The sequence below is a fragment of the Actinoplanes sp. NPDC051405 genome, assembly GCF_055586185.1.
This window is the reverse complement of record NZ_JBVJIR010000013.1, coordinates 167,689-186,258: the sequence shown is the minus strand read 5'-3', so window position 1 is coordinate 186,258 and position 18,570 is coordinate 167,689. Positions and strand designations below refer to the sequence as shown.

The following is an 18,570-nucleotide window of genomic DNA, read 5'->3' as shown; positions in this document are numbered from 1 at the left end:
GAGCCTCCTTCCGCACGTTCCGGCGTCATGCCGCGACCTCATCCTGTTTCCGGGGTTCCGCCACCGGCACCCCGGCGAGCAGCGGCAACGTGAAGTAGATCGACGTGCCCTCGGTCACCTCGAGGTCGAGCCAGATCCGTCCGCCATGGTATTCGACGATCTTCTTGACGATGGCCAGCCCGATGCCGGTGCCCTCGTACGCGTCCCGCGCGTGCAGCCGCTGGAAGATGACGAAGACCTTGTCGGCGAACTCGGGCTCGATGCCGATCCCGTTGTCCCGGACGTTGATCTGCCACTCCTCCTCCAGCCGCTCGGCCGTGACCTGGATCACCGGGGCGACGTCCGGGCGGCGGAACTTCAGCGAGTTGCCGATCAGGTTGACGAAGAGCGTGGTGAGCAGCGGCTCCTCGCCCTCCACGGTGGGCAGGTCGGTCCAGGTGATCTCGGCGTCGTCCCCGGCCCGGGCCTCCAGCTGCGACTTCACCTCGGTCAGCACCCGGTCGAGATCCACGTCGGTGAAGCCCGCGGTGAGCCGGCCGATCCGGGAGAACGCCAGCAGGTCGTTGATCAGGCGCTGCATCCGCTGGGCGCCGTCTACCGCGAAGGCGATGTACTGGTCCGCGCGCTCGTCCATCTGACCCGCGTAGCGGCGCTGGAGGAGCTGGCAGAAGCTGGCCACCTTGCGCAGCGGCTCCTGCAGGTCGTGCGAGGCCACGTAGGCGAACTGCTCGAGGTCGCGGTTGGACCGGGTGAGCTCCTCCGCCTGCTGCTTGAGCTGGTCGTTGACCCATTCGATCTGCCCGCGGGCCTCGCGCACCTCGCTCAGCTCGCTGGCGATCTGCCGGCGCATCCCGTCCACGTCGGCGGCCAGCGTGCGCAGCTCGGGGGAACCGCTGCTGGTGATCTGCTTGTCGTAGTCGCCGCGGGCCACCTCGCGGACCTGCTCGGCCAGCTCGGTCACCGGCCGGCTGACCAGGCGGTCGAGCAGCAGGAACAGCACCGCACCGGCCAGGATGACGACCACCGCCGCGAAGATCTCCAACGCCACCAGCACCGTGCCGGTGCGCTTGGCCGACGCGGCCGACTCGTTGCGGACCACCAGGATGTCCTGCTGGAGGTCGGTGATCGCGGCCCGCAGCGCGTCGAACTGCCTGGTGTCCGCCCGGTCGATGAGGACCTGGCCGGCCTGCGGACCCTCGTCACGGACCGCGTTGATCACCGGCTCCGCGACGGTCACCCGCCACTGGTCCGCACGCTGCTGCACGCGCTGCAGCGAGGCGCGCACGGCCGGGTCACCGTCGGCGCCGTTCAGCTTCGTGATCTGGTCCAGCAGCTGCCGCTGGGCGGCGAGGCCGTCGTTGTACGGCTTCAGGTTGTTCTGCTCGCCGCTGATCGCGTACCCGCGGATGCCGGTCTCCTGATTGACCACCGCGGTGTTGAGGCTCTCGCCGGAGGCCCGCATCGGGCCGGTCTTGTTCAGGATGTTGTCGATGTGGTCGTTGCTGTTCGCAGCGGTGATCGCGGCGAAGACGCCGAGGATCGTCAGCAGCAGCGCGACGGTCACCGACAGGGCCACCACCCGGCGGCGCAGCGTCCAGGTGCGCAGGTCGAGCAGGCTCATCGGCCGCCGCCCCGGGAGATCAGCAGCATCGCCACGTCGTCGGCGAGCGGGCCGCCGTTGCCCTGCTCGGCCCGGCCCACCAGCCACGCCGGGAGCGCCGCCAGCGGCACCTCCTTAGCGGCCGGCTCGGCCAGCACGCCGCACAGCCCGTCCACGTCGAGACGTTCGTTGCCCACGCCGGTGTGCCCCTCGATCAATCCGTCGGTGTACATCAGCAGAGACCAGTCGTCGCCGGAGAGCTCCACGTCGGTCGCGGGCGTGGGGGTCGGCTTGACGCCCAGCACGATGCCGCGGCGCGCGGCCACCGGCTCGGCCCGGCCGTCCCTGAGCAGCACCGGCGGCGGATGCCCGGCCAGCCGTACGGTGGCCCGGTTGGCGCTCAGGTCGAGGACCACCGACGCGACCGTGGCGAAGACCTCACGGGCCCGCCGCTCGCTCATCAGCACCTGCTCCAGCGCGCCCAGGATCTGATCCTCCGGCACCCCGCCGAGCACCAGCGCCCGCCACGCCACCCGGAGCTCGACGCCGAGGGCGGCCTCGTCCACGCTGTGCCCGCAGACGTCACCGACGATGACGTGCAGGCGGTCGGGACCGACCTGCACCACGTCGAAGAAGTCGCCCCCGAGCAGGCCCATCGCCCGCCCGGAACGGTAGAACGTGTGCACCGCGACCTCGGTGGTCTGCATCAGCGGCTGGGGCAGCAGGCCGCGTTCGAGCCGGGCCGACTCGGCCTGGCGCAGCTCCACCTCACGCAGCCGCTGGGTGTTCTCGTCGGCGCGCTTGCGCTCGACCGCGTACCGCAGGGCGCGGACCAGCAAGACACCGTCGACCTGGCCCTTGACCAGGTAGTCCTGGGCGCCCTCGGCGACCGCCGCGACCCCCAGGTGCTCGTCGGAGCGCCCGGTCAGCACACAGACCGCGGCGCTGCCGGCCACCGCGAGCAGCTTGCGCAGGCCGTCGATGCCCTCGGCGTCGGGCAGCCCCAGGTCCAGCAGGACGCACTGCACGCCGCGCATCATCGGCCGGGCCTCGCGCAGGCTGGTCGCCACCCGCAGGTCGAACAGCGCACCGGCCTCGGCGAGCAGCTCCTTGACGAGGAAGGCGTCGCCCTCGTCGTCCTCGACCAGCAGGATGCGCAGCCGTTCGGGGGTTTTCAACGCCGCCGGCGGCACTGTGAGAGCGCGTTCGCTCACCACGCCACCCCGCACGACGGGGTGCGCGCAACGGCGGCTCCGGCGCGGTGGGAACGCTTGATGGCTCGACTCCTTCGGGCGTGACCCGCTGATAGTCCACCACCGGCTGCGGACGCACAACACCGGACACCCACGGCAGCGGCGCGGCTCACGCCGGCGGCCCGTACGACTGGTCCTCGGCCACCCGGCGGGCGTGCTCGGCGATCACCTGGCCCAGGATCCCGTGCAGCCGGCCGCAGTCGCCGCAGTGCAGGTTCTCGTCGAGACGGCGGCTGCCGCAGCCGGTGCAGGTGCCCCGGTCGGCGGGATCCCGGTACGCCTCCAGGGCCCGGCACATCGCCCGGACGACATGGTCGCTGATCTGGAACGTCGCCTCCCCGAGCGCGGTGCGCAGGCCGAGCACGGCGGCGGGACCGGCCTCGGGCGCCGGGTCGTAGCAGGCGACCCGGTCGATGAACTCGGCGAACACGGCAGGGGGGTCGAGCGGGGCGGTCACCGCACAAAGTTATGTCACCGCTTCGAAAGATCCACGGGGTACCCGGGCGGAGCCGCAGCGGCTTAGATGGCATCCGAAGCGTCGTGAAGGAGGCTCACGTGGGCGTACCGCGGATCGAGGCCGCGTCCCGGGCCCTGACCCGGCCCACCCATCGGGTGAGCGCGGCGCTGCTCGCGGTCCTGCTGCTGCTGATAGTCGCGGTGGCGGCACAGCAGTCCGTGCAGCCGCCCGGAGCGCGGGCTGCCGATGCCCCGGCCGCGGAGTTCAGCGCCGGGCGTGCGTTCCAGCACATCCAGGCGATCGGCACGGAGCCGCACGTGGCGGGCAGCGCACCGGCCGACGCGGTCCGCGAGCGTCTCCTGACCACCCTGCGTGGCCTGGGCCTGGCGCCCGAGGTTCAGGACACGGTGTCGGTGCAGGGCGGCGAGCTGTCGGCGAGCGCGGGCGGAAGCGGTCTGGCCCGCGTCCGCAACGTGGTCACCTTGCTGCCCGGCACGGCGTCCACCGGCCGGATCTTCCTGGTCGCGCACTACGACTCGGCCCAGGTCTCGCCCGGCGGCAACGACGACGGGGCGGGCACCGGGGCGATTCTCGAGATCGCCCGGGCGCTGGCGACGGGACCGCGACCGCGCAACGACGTCGTGCTCGTGTTCACGGACGCGGAGGAGGCCTGCCTGTGCGGGGCGAAGGCGTTCGTCGATCAGCATCCGCTGGCCCGTGACGGTGGCGTCGTGCTCAACCTGGAGGCCCGCGGCAGCACCGGACCGGCGATCATGTTCGAGACCGCGACGGACAACGCGGGCCTGACCGGGGTGTACGCCGAAGCGCCACGGCCGGTGGGCACCTCGTTCGCGGTCGAGGTCTATCGGCTGCTGCCCAACGACACCGACTTCACCCCGTTCCTCGATGCGGGCTTCACCGGCTTCAACAGCGCGTACATCGACGGCTCGGCCGTGTATCACGCGCCCACCGACACCCCGGCGGCGATGGACCGGGACAGCCTGCAGCACCTCGGCGCGAACACCCTGGCGCTGACCCGCGAGCTCGGTGGCCGCGATCTGCCCGCGCTGAGCTCCGACGGCGACGCGGTGTACTTCCCGGTGCCCGGTGGGCTGGCCGTCTACCCCGGCTCGCTCACCTGGCCGCTGGCCGCGCTGGCCGTGCTGGCCGTGCTGGCGCTCGCCTGGCTGGCCCGGCGTCGCGGGCTGGCCACCGGGGCCCGGCTGGCGGGCGGGTTCGGGCTGGCCCTGGTGCCGCTCATCGCGGCCCCGGTGGCGGCCCAGCTCCTGTGGGCAATGCTCAAAGTCATCCGGCCGGGGTACGCCGCTCAGCTCATCGACCCGTACCGGCCGTTCTGGTACAGGCTGGCGATCCTGGCCCTGACCGCCACGATTGTGTTCGCCTGGTACGCACTGCTGCGCCGCCGGATGAGCCCGGCGGCGCTGGCCGTCGGTGGCCTCGGCTGGCTGGCGGTGCTCGGTCTCGCGCTGGCCGCCTTCGCTCCCGGCGGCTCCTACCTCGCGGCCCTTCCCGCCCTGGCCGGTGCGCTCGCGGGCATCGTCGCGGTACTGCTGCGCGGCTGGTGGTCGGTGCTGGCGGTGACGGTGGGTGCGGCGGTCGCGGTCGTGGTGCTGCTGCCCACCGTGGTGATGTTCTTCCCGGCGCTGGGCCTGGTGCTGGGCGCCGCCAGCGCGTTCTTCGCGACGCTGCTCGCCCTGGCCGTGCTGCCGATCGTCGACCTGCTGCATCCGGAGGCCGGTGGCCAGCGCGGGATGGTGGCGCTGCGGGCCCGGCGGCTGGGCGGCCTGCCGACGCTGGTGGCGGCGCTCACCGCCGTGGCGTGTGTCGCGACCGGGCTGGCCGTGGACCGCTTCGACCCGGCGCACCCGTCCCCCACCCACCTGATGTACGCCCTGGACACGGACACCGGCCAGGCGCGCTGGCTGAGCCAGGAGAGCAAGCCGCAGGAGTGGACAGGTCAGTACGTCTCGGGCGGGCGGGCACCGGTCCTCGACACCCTGCCGGCGTTCGGCCCGGCGGAGGTGTTCAGCGGCCCGGCCCAGCCCGCGCGCCTGCCGGCTCCGACGCTGACCCCTTCGGCCGACACGACGACCGGAGGCCTGCGCACGGTCACGTTCCGGCTGACCCCGCAGCGGGCGGTGCGCCTGATCACCCTGCATGTCAACGCGGAGGCGACGGTCAGCGCGGCCACGGTCGCCGGCCGTCCGGTGCCCACGGACCGGAAGGCGGGCGGACTGTGGGGCTTCGGCTTCGTGTTCCATGCGCCGCCGCCGGACGGCATCGAGGTGACCCTGACCGTGCCCGCGCAGACCCCGCTGCGGCTGCGGACGATGGACGCCAGCGACGGGTTGTCCACCCTGCCGGGCTTCCGGCCCCGGCCCGCGGACGTCGGGATCGTGGGCTCACACAGCTCGGAGATGGCCGCGGTGGCGCACACCTTCACACTCTGACCGCTCAGCGGCCGCGCCGGCCCTTGCCCTGCGCCGACTCGAACTTGAAGTGCACGAAGAGCCGTCCCCAGTTGTCGCCGTCCTTCTCGACCCGGTGGTAGAGCTGCTTGATCTCCTTCTGGTCCAGGAAGCGGATCACCTTCTTCTTGAGGGCACCCGACCCTTTGCCCGGAATGATCTCGACCAGCGTGGCCTTCTTCTGGATGGCCTCGTCGATGACGTCACGCAGCGCTTTGTCGATCTGGGTGCCCTTGTTGAAGATGTCGTGCAGGTCCAGCTTGATCTTCACGTCTGCGATCCTCGTCCCTCGTCGTTCTTGCCCAGCCAGGTCTCGACCCGCCGCAGCGCCTCGGTGTAGTCACCGTGATTCTTCATCGCCGCGGCCAGCCGCAGGTGCGGCAGGGCCTCACGAAAGCGGCCGGCCCTTTCGAGGGTCCGGCCGAGGACGTGGTGTGCGTAGTGATCGGAGGGATCGTGCTCGATCAGCGCTCTCAGCTGCGCCTCCGCCCCGCCGAGCTGCGCGGAGTTGAAGTAGGCCCGGGCCAGTAGCTGGCGTACGGCCGCGTTGTGCGGCTCGGCCTCGACGATCGGTTCCAGCAGCCGGGCCGCCCCGAGGGGGTCGCCGGACTCGAAGAAGAATGTGGCCCTGCGGTACTCCTCCAGAAGATCCACGACCCCGCTCCCCACGCTCGCACACCAGCGACTCAGACAACGCTGGCACAACATTCCTCGAACGGCGAGTGTTCCGCTGGCTCCAGCTTCCCGACAATTCGCCCCATTCCGCAACCCTCGCGGCACAGAATGCCGGAGTGGGGGACTTCCCGCTTCATCTCGTCCAGGCGCCGCGGCGTCACCGGTCCGCGCGCGCCAAGCCGCTGCTGATCGGCGCCGTCACGCTGGTCATGTGCCTGTTCCTGGCCGGCGCGGCAGCACGGCCCGAGCCGCGTTCGGCGGCCTTCGCGATCCCGGGCATGACCGGGATCGGCTCACCGCCCACCGGCCGCTCCTGGGCTCCCACACCTCGGGAGACCGGCGGCCTGCGCAGCCTCGCGACCGCCGGTCAGGGAAGGTTCGCGCTGCACACCGCGGGCGGAGACGTCACCTTCCTGCCCGGCGTGAACCTGGGCAGCACCACGCCGGGACACCAGCCCGGCGAGCTGTCGGTGAGCACCGGGCAGTACCGGACCTGGTTCGCGGCGATGGCCTGGCTCGGCCTCCGGGTCGTGCGGATCTACACGATCCACCCGCCGTCCTTCTACACCGAGCTGGTGGCCCACAACCGGGCGAACCCGGACCGGCCGCTCTACCTCATGCAGGGCGTCTACCCGCCGGATGAGTCGTACGTCGAGAAGAACAACCTTTTCGACCGGGCCGTCACGACCGCGTTCCAGCGGGAGATCCGGGACGCCGACAGCGCGGTGCGGGGCCAGCTCACGCGTACGCCGCAACCGGGGCGGGCCGACGGCACCTGGACCGCCGACGTGACCCCCTGGCTGGCCGGCTGGATCATCGGCGCCGAGCTCGACCCCGTCGCAACGGCCCGCTCCGACGACCGCAACGCGGACGCTCCCCCGGTCCGCGGCCGGTACGTCCGGAGCACCCCGCAGGCGTCCCCGACCGAACGCTGGCTGGCCGCGCGGCTGAACGAGCTGGCCACCCTCCAAGCGGCGGCCGGACTGAGCCAGCCGATCGCCTTCGTCAACTGGCCGACCACCGACCCGCTGCGCCACCCCGAGGAGCCGCTGCCCGAGGAGGACCTGGCCCAGCTGGACGCGAACCACGTGGTCGCAACCGGGAAGTGGCCGGCCGGGACCTTCGCCAGCTACCACGCCTACCCGTACTACCCCGACTTCCAGCGGCACGAGCCGGCGCTGCTGGCCCACCGGTACGCGGGACGCGCCGACCCGTACGCGGGCTATGTCGCCGCCCTGAAACGGCACCACGGTGACCTGCCCACGCTGATCACCGAGTTCGGCGTACCGTCAGCGCTCGGATCGGCGCACAACGGCCCGCTCGGGCGCAGCCAGGGTGACCACAGCGAACGGGACGCCCTGCGGATCGACGCGGAGCTGCTGCGGCTGATCCGCGACGAGGGCCTGGCGGGCGGTTTCCTCTTCGCCTGGACCGACGAGTGGTTCAAGGCCACCTGGAACACCCAGCGGCAGCAGGATCCCGAGCGCCGCCAGCTCTGGCACGACGTGCTCACCAACGAGCAGCACTTCGGCCTGATCGCGATGGACGCCGCCGGCTCCCCGGAGGCGAGCACCCAGTATCTGCTGGACGACGAGAACGGCTGGCCGTCGCGGCGGGTCACGGCCCGGGTCGACGAGGCGTACCTGCGGTTGCGGGTCAGGCTCGGCAATCCCGCGCCGAGCACGCTGACCCTCGGCTTCGACGTGCTGCCCGGGCTGACCGGCGAGCCCGCGCCCGGCACCGCGAACCGCAGCGCCGACGCCGCGTTCTTCCTGGACCTGGTGGCCCGGACCGGACAGGCGTACCTGCGCCGGCAGCTCGACCCGCTGCCGCTGTACGCCAAGGTGCCGATCGCGGTCCGCGGGCCGGCGGCGATCGGCTGGCAGCGCTTCGAGCTGATCGTCAACCGGGCCCAGACCCTCCGGGCCACCGGCCGGAAGCTGCCGGCCGAGCTGCAGAACGCCGGGATGCTCCGGTACGGCAGCCCGGACGCGGACAGCCGGGCCCTGTGGGAACGCGACGGCGACGACCTCGTGGTGCGGGTGCCGTGGGCGATGCTGGGCTTCGCGGATCCGTCCCGGCACATGGTCGGCGTACCGGCCGGGCGCAAGCTCACCCTGCGGGCCGCGCCGGGGGTCGGGGTCACCGTGTCGGCCACCGGCACCGACCAGACGGCCGGGCCCGCGACCTGGGTGAACTGGAACCGGCCGTACTACACCGAGCGCCTCAAGCAGGGCGCCGAACAGTTCCGGGACGCCGCCCTGGACACCGCGGGGCCGTGAGGCCTCAGGAGCGGCGGACGAGCCTGGCGGCCAGCCCACCGCCCAGCAGCAGGGTGCCGAGCGCGATGAGCGCGACCGGGCTGAGCCCGGTGACCGGCAGGCCACCACCCGAGCCGGGCAGGACCGAGGCACTCATCCGGCGCGATTCCGGGGTGTCCGACGGCAGGGGCGCGTCCGCGGCGGGCGTGGCCGTCACGAAGTCGCTGACGGTGATGCCGTCGCCGGTGCGCACGACGACCGCGACGTCGTACTCCCGGTCGTTCCGCAGCCCGGTCAACTCGCAGGCCCCCGCGGTGGGGACGGTGAGGGTGCAGCCGGACTCGTAGCCGGCGGTCGTCGCCCAGAAGTAGGCGAACTTCCCGCTGCCGAGGTCGGCGGGCGGCCGCCAGTCGACCCGCAGACCGCCGTCGAGGGCCAGCACCCGGATGCCGGTCGCGGTGCCGGGCGGCCGGGGCAGACCCGTCACCGGTACGGGCACAGCACTCGCCCCGGTGCTGCCCGATCCCAGCTGTCCGTCGGCACCGGCTCCCCAGCAGTACGCGTACCCCCGGGTGTCAAAAGCGCAGCTGTGCTCCTCGCCGGCGTCCAGATCGCGCAGCGCGGGCCCGGCCGTGCGGACCGGCACCGCCCGGGCCGCCGAGCGACCGCTGCCCAGCCGCCCGTCAGCGCCGTCGCCCCAGCAGAACGCCCGGCCACCCCGGTCCAGCCCGCAGGTGTGCTCGCCGCCCGCGCTGATCTCGCCGAGCGCCGCGGCCAGGTCGACGCCGACCGGCTCGGCCTTCGCCTTGCGGGTGCCGGATCCCAGTCCCCGGGTGCCCCAGCAGAAGGCCTTCCCCTCGACCGCCAGCGCGCAGGCCTGCGTCCCGCCGACCGTGACCTCGCGGACCCGGCCCCGCGTGGGCCCGTCCGCCGCGACGGCCACCGGCTCGTCGCGGTCACCGCGCCCACCGGTCCCCAGCTGCTCGTACGCGTCCGACCCCCAGCAGTACGCGGCCCCCGCCGCGGTCACCGCACAGGTGGTGTCGCGGCCGGCCGCGATGTCGACCACCGGACCCCGCAGGCCGCTGCGCGCGCTGACCCGGACCGGCACCGCCGAGCCGCGCAGCCCGGCCACGCCGAGCTGGCCGTGCGAACCGTCGCCCCAGCACCAGGCGCCGCCCTCGTCGTCCACGGCACAGGTGTGCCGGGCACCGGTGGTGATCCCCACCAGGTCGCGGCCGGCCGGACCGGTCACCGCCACCGGGGCGTCCCGGTCGGCCCGCGCGCCGTCGCCGAGCTGACCGGCGGAGTCGTCACCCCAGCAGTGCGCGGCGCCGCGGACGTCGATCGCGCAGGTGTGCGCCTGGCCCGCGTCGACGGCGACCGCTTTGTGCAGCGCGAGCACCGCCTGCCCGGGGGTGTGCGGCGCGACGCCATCGCCCAGTTGCCCCGAGGAGTCGTCGCCCCAGCAGTACAGCTCACCGAGGCTGGTGATGGCGCAGGAGTGGGCACCACCTGCGGCGATAGCGGCCGTGCCGGGACTCGCCAGCCGGATCGTGTCGGCGTTGATGCCGGGCGGGTACGGCCCCTGCGTGGCCGCCGCCGGGACCACCGGCAGAACGATGAGGGCGAGAGCCGCGAGGGCACCACCGAGACGACCCAGTCGCAACCGTTCCTCCGCTCTCCCTCGCCGGCACAACGCGGGACATTATGCGGAGTTTTAAGCTTTTAGTCCGTTTCCGACACGCTCCGGCCGCGCCCCGCGGCCGGAACTTCGGCGAGCACACCACTGCTGGTGATCGTGTCCGCCGCGCTCACCGTCGAGAAGCCGACCAGCTCACCGGCCCCGAACCGGGTCGCCGGGGCCGGCGGCGGCCCCAGCACCGCCGCCAGAGCAAGTGTCGCGACCAGGGCGGCTCCGGTCGTCCGGCGCCGCCACCCCTGTACCCGGGAGATCATCATGTCCGTCATGCCGCTCACTGTGTCGGCCGCCGGTGTCACGACGCTGTGCGAAAACCATGGTCAGACTGTGTCCCGGACACACAGGTGCTACACAGGAAGCGGAAAGCCGGCGCAAAGCGTGGCCCGCGACAGTAGGGGCATGACGATGGCGAACGCAGACAGCAGCACGGAGCTCCGGCGCCCCGACGGTGGTCCCGTCCGGGTGCTCGTGGTCGACGACGAGCCCACCCTGGCCGAGCTGCTCTCGATGGCCCTGCGCTACGAGGGCTGGGACGTGCGCAGCGCCGGCGACGGGCAGACCGCCGTCCGGACCGCCCGCGACTTCCGCCCGGACGCCGTCGTGCTCGACATGATGCTGCCCGACATCGACGGCCTGGAGGTGCTGCGCCGGCTGCGCGGCGAGTCCCCCGAGGTGCCGGTGCTGTTCCTGACCGCCAAGGACTCGGTCGAGGACCGGATCACCGGCCTGACCGCCGGCGGCGACGACTACGTCACCAAGCCGTTCAGCCTGGAGGAGGTCGTGGCCCGGCTGCGCGGCCTGATGCGCCGGATGGGCCACTCCCCGATGCGCACGGACTCGCAGCTCATCGTCGGCGACCTGAGCCTGGACGAGGACAGCCACGAGGTGCGCCGCGGGGGTGACCTCGTGACGCTGACCGCCACGGAGTTCGAGCTGCTGCGGTACCTGATGCGCAACCCGCGCCGGGTGCTGAGCAAGAGCCAGATCCTGGACCGGGTGTGGAACTACGACTTCGGCGGCCAGGCCAACGTGGTGGAGCTGTACATCTCGTACCTGCGCAAGAAGATCGACGCCGGCCGCAACCCGATGATCCACACCATGCGCGGAGCCGGTTATGTCCTCAAGCCCGCAGACTGAGGCCCGCCCGGCCCGGTGGAACCCGGCCGGCTGGCCGCTGCGTACCCGGCTGGTCGCCATCATGCTCGCCCTGCTGGTGCTGCTGGGCCTGGTCGTCGGAGCCACCGCCGAGATCTACCTGCACAAGTCGCTCTACCAGCAGCTGGACTCGAAGCTCCTCGAGATCAACGCCCGCAACCACTCACGCGGCCCCGGCGGCGGTCCCGCTTTCAACAGTGACAAACCACCGCCGGGCTCCGAGGCGAACTGGATCGTGGTGCGCCTGAACAGCACCGGCGCCGTCACCGGCGGCGGCATCGTCGCCATCGGCACGGACGCGAATGGCTTCTACGACGACATCTACAACGAGGTGGCCGATCCGACCGTCGCGCAACTCGCCGCGGTGACCCCGGACAGCAGTCCGAGAGACCTCGACCTCGGCGGGGAGCTCGGCGACTACCGCGTCGTCTCGAACCTCAACGGCAACGGTGGGGTCAGCATCACCGCCGTGCCACTGGCCTCCACCCAGGCGACGCTGCTCCAGGTCGCCCTCGTGACCGGCGGTGCCGTGCTGGCCGCCCTGGTCATCGCGGGCTGGGCGGGAGCGGTGATCGTCCGCCGTACCCTCCAGCCGTTGTCCCGGGTCGCGGCCACCGCGACCCGTGTGTCGGAGCTGGAGCTGGACCGGGGTGAGGTCGAGCTGGCCCAGCGCGTGCCGGCCTCGGACACCGACCCGCGCACCGAGGTCGGTCAGGTCGGCTCGGCGCTGAACAGGCTGCTCGACCACGTCGGCAACGCCCTCGAGGCGCGGCATGCCAGCGAGATGCAGGTCCGGCAGTTCGTCGCCGATGCCAGCCACGAGCTGCGTACCCCGCTCGCCGCGATCCGCGGTTACGCCGAGCTGAGCCGGCGCAGCCGGCAGCCGGTCCCGGAAGAGATCGCTCACGTGCTGCGCCGGGTCGAGTCCGAGGCCGCGCGGATGACCGCGCTGGTCGAGGATCTGCTGCTGCTGGCCCGCCTGGACGCCGGCCGGCCACTGGCCCAGGACCCGGTCGACCTGACGATGCTGGTGGTCGACGCGGTCAGCGACGCGCACGCGGCCGGTCCGCGGCACGACTGGCAGCTCGCCCTGCCCGAGGAGCCGGTCACGGTGGTCGGCGATGCCCAGCGGCTGCACCAGGTCCTGGCCAACCTGCTGGCCAACGCCCGCACGCACACCCCGGAAGGCACCACCGTGACGGTCGGGGTGAGCGAGAGCGGCGGCGCGGCCGTGCTGACCGTGGCCGACGCCGGGCCCGGCATCCCGGCGGAGTTGCAGCCGCACATCTTCGAGCGGTTCGCGCGCGGGGACAGTTCCCGGTCGCGGGCGGCGGGCAGCACCGGCCTCGGGCTCTCGATCGTGCACGCGGTGGTGACCGCGCACGGCGGCACGGTCTCGGTGCACACGGTGCCGGGCCGGACCGAGTTCACCGTACGGCTGCCGGCCTCCGCGGCCCTCGCCGCGCCGCCTACGCCGGGTGTCCCCGTCGCAGCGCGTCCATGAGCACGTCGCGCAGGTCCTCCAGCAGCGCGCCGGCGGCCTCGCCGTCGGTGACGTGCAGCTCCAGCGGGACCGACTCGCGGTCCCGGCCCACCAGCACGTCGAGCGCGCACAGCGCCCGCCCGGCCAGCTCGCTCGTCACGTCCGGGCAAGCCGCCGCCAGCAGCCGGTCGTCGAGCCAGGGCCGGGCCGCCGCACCGGGCAGTCCGGCCGCGATCGCCGCGATCGCGGTCAGCGCCTGCGTCGGTGGTATCTCATCCAGCAGGACGGACGGCGTCTCCCAGACCCGGAGCACGACCGCCGCCACGGCCTGTCTGCGCCGGGCCGGCGGGAGCTCGGCCAGGCCGTCCAGCAGGTACGGCGCGCTCGCGTTGTTCATGTGCTCAATCGCAGCACAGCAACTTGCACGTGCCCATACCCCGGCTGACGGACACCCGGGTGCCCCGATGAGTTAAGCTCACCGCGTGTCCTGGACGTATCAGTGGTTTACGAGGCCGGCTCCCGCCGGTGCCTCAGCCATGATCCCATGACCTGAGACACCCCGTAGGGCCGGCCGAGGCAGCGACATTCGTCGCTGCCTTTTCGTTTGCACGAATGCCGGTCACACCGGGGCTGCCGGCCCCCGGTCCCGGCGGAGGAGAAGACAGCCGTGACCATCCCCGAGGTGCAGCGGGTCAGCGACCAGCGCATCGAGACCGTCGTGCCGCTGATGAGCCCCGCGCTGCTCCATCACGAGCTGCCGCTGACCCACGAGTTGTCGGCGACCGTGCTGGACAGCCGCCGGCAGGTGGAGGCCGTGCTCGACGGCCGAGATCCGCGCCTGCTCGTCGTCGTCGGCCCGTGCTCCGTGCACGACCCCGTCGCCGCCACGGAGTACGCCGACCGGCTGCGCGGCGAGGCCGCCCGGCTCGCCGACGACCTGCTGATCGTGATGCGGGTGTACTTCGAGAAGCCGCGCTCGACCGTGGGCTGGAAGGGACTCATCAACGACCCGGGGCTGGACGGCACCGGCGACGTCGGCAAGGGCCTGCGGGTCGCCCGGGCGCTGCTGCTCGAGGTGCTGGGCCGGGGCCTGCCGGTCGGGGTCGAGTTCCTGGACCCGATCACCCCGCAGTACATCGCGGACACCGTGGCCTGGGGTGCGATCGGCGCCCGTACGGTGGAATCGCAGGTGCACCGGCAGCTCGCCTCCGGCCTGTCCATGCCGATCGGCATGAAGAACCGGCCCGACGGCAGCATCGCCACCGCCATCGACGCGATCAACGCGGCCGCGGCCCAGCACGTGTTCCCGGGCATCGACGTCTCCGGCACCCCCGCGATCATGCACACCACCGGAAACCCGGACTGCCACCTGGTGCTGCGCGGCGGCAAGGGCCCGAACTACAGCGCCGCCGACGTCAACGCCGCGCTCGGCCAGCTGCGCGCCGCCGGGCTGCCGGAGCGGCTCATCGTCGACTGCTCGCACGGCAACAGCAACAAGGACCACCTGCGCCAGCCGATCGTCGCCGACGACGTGGCCGGCCAGCTGGAGGCCGGCCAGCAGGGCATCAAGGGCGTGATGCTGGAGAGCTTCCTGATCCCGGGACGGCAGGACCTGGGCGGCGAATTGGCGTACGGGCAGAGCGTCACGGACGCGTGCATGGGCTGGGAACCGACCGTCGGGGTGCTGGACCGGCTCGCGATCGCCGCGGCGAAACGACGCGCGAGCTGATCCCACAGGCGGCCCACAGGATGGGCATAAGGGGCCGACAGGCAGGCGGAACACAGTAACGAGGTCAGTGCTTCCGCCTGCCTCTCTAAGGAACCCCGATGACCTCGACGCTGCCCGTACCGCCGATGGTGTCGCCGGCCGGCCCACCGCCGGCCGCGCCCCCACCGCCGGTCCGTCCCCGGTCCCGCTGGTCGGCGTTCTTGCGCGGCCGCGTGGACGACGCCCCCTGGGTACGGCCCGCGCTGCTCGCCCTGCTGCTGCTCACCGGCGTCCTCTACATCTGGGGACTGGGCGCCTCCGGCTGGGGCAACGCGTTCTACTCGGCGGCCGTGCAGGCCGGCTCGGAGAGCTGGAAGGCCTTCTTCTACGGCTCGTCCGACGCGGCGAACTCGATCACCGTCGACAAGACCCCCGGTGCACTGTGGATCATGGCGCTGTCGGTCCGGATCTTCGGCCTCAGCTCGTGGAGCATCCTGGTGCCGCAGGCGCTGATGGGTGTCGCGACGGCCGGCCTGCTGTTCACCACGGTCCGCCGCTGGTACGGCCCGGCCGCCGGCCTGCTCGCCGGAGCGGTGTCGGCGCTGACCCCGGTCGCCGTGCTGATGTTCCGGTTCAACAACCCGGATGCCCTGCTGGTGCTGCTGATGGTGGCCGGCGCCTACGCGACCGTCCGGGCCATCGAGAACGGCTCGACGAAGTGGCTGGTGCTGGCCGGGGTGTTCGTCGGCTTCGGGTTCCTCACCAAGATGCTGCAGGCGCTGCTGGTGGTGCCGGCGTACGCGCTGGCGTACCTGTTCGCCGGCCCGCCGAAGCTGGGCAGGCGGATCGGGCAGCTGCTGCTCGCCGGGCTGGCGGTGGTCGTCTCGGCCGGCTGGTACATCGCGATCGTCGAGCTGGTGCCGGCGTCGATGCGGCCGTACATCGGGGGTTCGCAGAACAACAGCCTGCTGGAACTGACCCTGGGCTACAACGGCCTGGGCCGGCTCAACGGCGAGGAAACCGGCAGCGTCGGTGGCGGTGGCGCGGGTGGCGGCATGTGGGGTGAGACAGGCCTCCTGCGCATGTTCGACAGCTCGCAGGGTGGCCAGGTCTCGTGGCTGCTGCCGGCCGCACTGATCGTGCTGGTCGCCGGGCTGGTGCTGACGTTGCGCGCGGCGCGTACCGACCGGTTGCGGGCCGGGCTGATCCTGTGGGGCTCGTGGCTCGTCATCACCACCGGCGTCTTCAGCTTCATGCAGGGCATCTTCCACGCGTACTACACGGTGGCGCTGGCCCCGGCGATCGGCGCGGTGGTCGGCATGGGCTCGGTGCTGCTGTGGCGGCGCCGGAACAACATCTTCGCGGCGCTGACCCTGGCGGCGGCGATCGCGGTGAGCGCCTGGTGGTCCTTCCACCTGCTCGGTCGCAGCGCCGACTTCGTGCCGTGGCTGCGCTGGGTGGTGCTGGCCGGTGGCATCGTGGCGGCGCTCGGCATGCTGGCCGGGTTGCGGCTGCCGGCGCGGCTGGCTCTGGTCACCGCGGGTCTCGCCCTAGCCGCGGTGCTGGCCGGACCGGCCGCGTACGCGGTGCAGACGGCGGCCACACCGCACACCGGCTCGATCCCGTCGGCCGGCCCGGCCTCACAGGGCGGCGGCTTCGGCGGTCGCGGTGGCCCGGGCGGCGGTGGTCCCGGCGGTGATGGTGGCCGCGGTCAGCGCGGCGGCTTCCCCGGCGGCGGTTTCCCGGGTGGCGCTTTCCCGGGCGGCGGCACTCCGCTGGGTGGCACCGCTCAAGGCGGGACTGCTCCCGGCGGCACCGCTCCCGGCGGGGCGACGAACGGCGGGACCGCGAACGGCGGGGCGACGAACGGCGGGACCGCGAACGGCGGGGCGACGAACGGCGGGACCGCGAACGGCGGGGCGACGACCGGCGGCGGTATGCGCGGTGGTGGCGGCATGGGCGGGTTGTTGAACGCCGCCACGGTCAGCGACGAGATGAAGTCGCTGCTGGACACCAACGCCGACCAGTACACCTGGGTCGCCGCCGCGGTCGGCTCGCAGAGCGCCTCCGGCTACCAGCTGGCCACCGGCGACCCGGTGATGGCGATCGGTGGTTTCAACGGCAGCGACCCGTCCCCCACCCTGGCCCAGTTCCAGCAGTACGTCGCCGAAGGAAAGATCCACTACTTCATCGGCGGTGGTGGCTTCGGCGGCGGGCGCGGTGGCACCGGCTCGGGCGGCAGCAACGCCAGCTCGCAGATCTCGGAGTGGGTCAGCGCGAACTTCACCAGCCAGACCGTCGACGGTGTGACCCTCTACGACCTCACCACCCGGTAGATGACGACCGGACCACGGGCGGCCCTCCACGTCGGGGGCCGCCCGGCCGGCGTGTCACCGGCCGGCCACGAAACTCATAGGGCCGCCACAGGTTCGCCACAATCCGGGCAAAGCCGGGGAGCCGACCTTGGTGGCATGAGCCTTTCCACGCTGCCCTCGTACGCCGACGACCAGGTGCGGGCCGTTGCTCCGGTGCTCGACGTGGTCGTCCCGGTGTACAACGAGGAGATCGACCTCGAGCCGTGCGTACGCCGGCTGCACGCGTACCTGCGGGACGGGTTCCCGTACCGCTTCCGGATCACCATCGCGGACAACGCCAGCACCGACTCCACCGCCGAGGTGGCCGACCGCCTCGCCGGGGTGCTGCCCGGCGTGACCGCGGTGCATCTGAGCGAGAAGGGCCGCGGCCGGGCGCTGAAGTTCGTCTGGACCCACTCGAACGCGGCCGTACTGGCCTACATGGACGTGGACCTGTCGACCGACCTCGGCGCGCTGCTGCCGCTGGTCGCCCCGCTGATCTCCGGCCACTCCGACTTGGCGATCGGTTCCCGGCTGGCCCGCGGCTCCCGGGTCGTCCGCGGCGCCAAGCGCGAGTTCATCTCCCGCACCTACAACCTGATCCTGCGCGGCACCCTGGCGGCACGCTTCTCCGACGCGCAGTGCGGCTTCAAGGCGATCCGCGCGGACGTGGCCGCCCGGCTGCTGCCGATGGTCGAGGACACCGGCTGGTTCTTCGACACGGAACTGCTGGTGCTGGCCGAACGCGCCGGGCTGCGCATCCACGAGGTGCCGGTGGACTGGGTCGACGATCCGGACAGCCGGGTGGACATCGTGGCCACGGCGCTGGCGGACCTGCGCGGCATCGCCCGGCTGACCCGGGCGCTCGGCACCGGCCGGCTGCCCCTCGGCGCGCTGCGTGAGCAGTTGGGCCGCAACCCACTACCGGTTGCCGGGGTGCCGGCCGGACTCACCGGCCAGCTGCTGCGCTTCGCCGCGGTGGGGGTGGCCAGCACGCTGGCCTACCTGCTGCTCTACGCGCTGCTGCGCACCGGCGTCGGCCCGCAGGCGGCCAACCTGGTGGCGCTGCTGGTGACGGCGGTGGCGAACACGGCGGCCAACCGGCGGCTCACTTTCCGGGTACGCGGCCACGACGGCGCCTGGCGTCACCAGGCCCAAGGGCTGGTCGTCTTCGCCGTCGGGCTGGGCCTGACCAGTGGCTCGCTGGCGTTGCTGCACGCCGTGAGCGACCCACCGACCACGGTGGAACTGGGCGTGCTGGTGGCGGCCAACCTGATCGCCACCGGGGTGCGTTTCCTGCTCATGCGGATCTGGGTCTTCCGCGCCGCGCAGACGATGTCGGCGAGCCCGGCGACCGCCCATGAACCCGGCATGAACGCAAGTGCCCCGACTGTATGAATTCGGTGACCGGCGGGTAACAATGGCAGGGATCG

General features: G+C 72.5%; 15 protein-coding genes. 7 read left to right on the top strand and 8 right to left on the bottom strand.

Going from position 1 to position 18,570, the window contains the following annotated elements; genetic code table 11:
* Positions 1-25: 25 nt before the first annotated feature.
* The 3 genes from ACZ6S4_RS27055 to ACZ6S4_RS27045 form a co-directional block, all read right to left on the bottom strand.
* Complete coding sequence (locus ACZ6S4_RS27055; RefSeq protein WP_465477597.1) at positions 26-1,621, bottom strand: sensor histidine kinase; 1,596 nt, start codon at positions 1,619-1,621, stop codon at positions 26-28.
* Positions 1,618-2,814: a PP2C family protein-serine/threonine phosphatase gene (locus ACZ6S4_RS27050; protein ID WP_465477596.1), complete on the bottom strand. Its 1,197-nt coding sequence runs from the start codon at positions 2,812-2,814 to the stop codon at positions 1,618-1,620. Before ACZ6S4_RS27050 ends, ACZ6S4_RS27055 begins: the two co-directional genes overlap by 4 nt.
* A 148-nt stretch (positions 2,815-2,962) precedes the next feature.
* Complete coding sequence (locus tag ACZ6S4_RS27045; RefSeq protein WP_465477595.1) at positions 2,963-3,310, bottom strand: hypothetical protein; 348 nt, start codon at positions 3,308-3,310, stop codon at positions 2,963-2,965.
* 98 nt (positions 3,311-3,408) lie between these two features.
* On the opposite strand from ACZ6S4_RS27045, the gene ACZ6S4_RS27040 reads away from it, so the two are divergent.
* Positions 3,409-5,781, top strand: a complete 2,373-nt coding sequence (locus ACZ6S4_RS27040) for a M28 family peptidase (protein WP_465477594.1) — start codon at positions 3,409-3,411, stop codon at positions 5,779-5,781.
* A gap of 4 nt (positions 5,782-5,785) precedes the next feature.
* On the opposite strand, the gene ACZ6S4_RS27035 is transcribed toward ACZ6S4_RS27040, so the two are convergent.
* Both ACZ6S4_RS27035 and ACZ6S4_RS27030 read right to left on the bottom strand, forming a co-directional pair.
* Positions 5,786-6,070: a Smr/MutS family protein gene (locus ACZ6S4_RS27035; RefSeq protein WP_212987410.1), complete on the bottom strand. Its 285-nt coding sequence runs from the start codon at positions 6,068-6,070 to the stop codon at positions 5,786-5,788.
* Positions 6,067-6,453, bottom strand: a complete 387-nt coding sequence (locus ACZ6S4_RS27030; RefSeq protein ID WP_360551614.1) for a tetratricopeptide repeat protein — start codon at positions 6,451-6,453, stop codon at positions 6,067-6,069. The genes ACZ6S4_RS27035 and ACZ6S4_RS27030 overlap by 4 nt, the downstream gene beginning before the upstream one ends.
* 137 nt (positions 6,454-6,590) lie before the next feature.
* On the opposite strand from ACZ6S4_RS27030, the gene ACZ6S4_RS27025 reads away from it, so the two are divergent.
* Positions 6,591-8,756, top strand: a complete 2,166-nt coding sequence (locus ACZ6S4_RS27025) for a hypothetical protein (protein ID WP_465477593.1) — start codon at positions 6,591-6,593, stop codon at positions 8,754-8,756.
* A 4-nt stretch (positions 8,757-8,760) separates the two neighbouring features.
* Here the strand turns inward: ACZ6S4_RS27025 and ACZ6S4_RS27020 are convergent, their stop codons facing one another.
* The gene (locus ACZ6S4_RS27020; protein WP_465477592.1) at positions 8,761-10,404 is read right to left on the bottom strand and encodes an RCC1 domain-containing protein; all 1,644 of its coding nucleotides are present in this window, start codon (positions 10,402-10,404) and stop codon (positions 8,761-8,763) included.
* 59 nt (positions 10,405-10,463) lie between these two features.
* On the bottom strand, positions 10,464-10,706 hold the full coding sequence (locus ACZ6S4_RS27015) for a hypothetical protein (RefSeq protein ID WP_465477591.1): 243 nt from the start codon (positions 10,704-10,706) through the stop codon (positions 10,464-10,466).
* Positions 10,707-10,836: 130 nt separating this feature from the next.
* Between ACZ6S4_RS27015 and ACZ6S4_RS27010 the strand changes: the two genes are divergently transcribed.
* Together ACZ6S4_RS27010 and ACZ6S4_RS27005 are read left to right on the top strand one after the other, a co-directional pair.
* On the top strand, positions 10,837-11,574 hold the full coding sequence (locus tag ACZ6S4_RS27010) for a response regulator transcription factor (protein ID WP_360832056.1): 738 nt from the start codon (positions 10,837-10,839) through the stop codon (positions 11,572-11,574).
* Positions 11,575-11,635: 61 nt separating this feature from the next.
* Positions 11,636-13,096, top strand: coding sequence for a sensor histidine kinase (locus ACZ6S4_RS27005; protein WP_465477691.1), 1,461 nt, complete (start codon positions 11,636-11,638; stop codon positions 13,094-13,096).
* On the opposite strand, the gene ACZ6S4_RS27000 is transcribed toward ACZ6S4_RS27005, so the two are convergent.
* On the bottom strand, positions 13,062-13,472 hold the full coding sequence (locus ACZ6S4_RS27000; RefSeq protein WP_465477590.1) for a hypothetical protein: 411 nt from the start codon (positions 13,470-13,472) through the stop codon (positions 13,062-13,064). The genes ACZ6S4_RS27005 and ACZ6S4_RS27000 overlap by 35 nt on opposite strands.
* Positions 13,473-13,742: 270 nt before the next feature.
* Here ACZ6S4_RS27000 and ACZ6S4_RS26995 point away from each other — a divergent pair, with 270 nt between their 5' ends.
* The 3 genes from ACZ6S4_RS26995 to ACZ6S4_RS26985 all read left to right on the top strand — a co-directional run bounded on the left by ACZ6S4_RS26995 (position 13,743) and on the right by ACZ6S4_RS26985 (position 18,535).
* Entirely contained in the window at positions 13,743-14,804 is a 1,062-nt protein-coding gene (locus tag ACZ6S4_RS26995) for a 3-deoxy-7-phosphoheptulonate synthase (RefSeq protein WP_465477589.1), read from the top strand.
* A 98-nt stretch (positions 14,805-14,902) separates the two neighbouring features.
* Positions 14,903-17,119: an ArnT family glycosyltransferase gene (locus ACZ6S4_RS26990; protein WP_465477588.1), complete on the top strand. Its 2,217-nt coding sequence runs from the start codon at positions 14,903-14,905 to the stop codon at positions 17,117-17,119.
* A gap of 135 nt (positions 17,120-17,254) precedes the next feature.
* Positions 17,255-18,535 carry a bifunctional glycosyltransferase family 2/GtrA family protein gene (locus ACZ6S4_RS26985; RefSeq protein WP_465477587.1) on the top strand — a complete coding sequence of 427 codons (1,281 nt, stop codon included), beginning with the start codon at positions 17,255-17,257 and terminating at the stop codon, positions 18,533-18,535.
* Positions 18,536-18,570 lie beyond the last annotated feature (35 nt).